Genomic DNA, 405 nt, shown 5'->3' with positions numbered 1-405 from the left:
AGGGTGAAAAAGCCAATTACTTTTTCATCCTCGTTGTTCACAGAAAACAGGTTTCCGTTAACGAAGCCGGGTTGGTTTTGAGAAAGTAAGCTCTCTGAACCTGAAATTTTCTTAAGAGTCGAGTAATAGGAATATGCCTCTCCTGTCAAGGAATACTTCTTAACCAGAAGGCTATAACGGTGGCTGAGTACCGGATCATCTTTTTTAATGAATCTTACCAGGAAAGAATCGAGGTTATTGTCGTTTAGATCACTGGTGCTGGAAATAATGATCTCTTTAGATGGGTCGGTACTGAAACAAATAGTCTCCTGTTTTGTATTTGGAACTACTTGCCAGCTGTCCCCTTCGAATGCAATGGTGTTGCGCACCACAATAGGAGATACAATCTTGTAGGTTTCTTCATAT

At 40.5% G+C, this 405-nt stretch carries 1 protein-coding gene; it reads right to left on the bottom strand.

Annotation, left to right across the window (positions count from 1 at the left end):
• Positions 1-405 (bottom strand): DUF4249 family protein (locus HC175_RS19660; protein ID WP_168139805.1); only part of this gene is annotated, 405 nt, incomplete at both ends.

Source organism: Salinimicrobium oceani, assembly GCF_012037645.1.
Note: the sequence above shows the minus strand (reverse complement) of the source record. Positions and strands in the feature narration are given on the sequence as shown.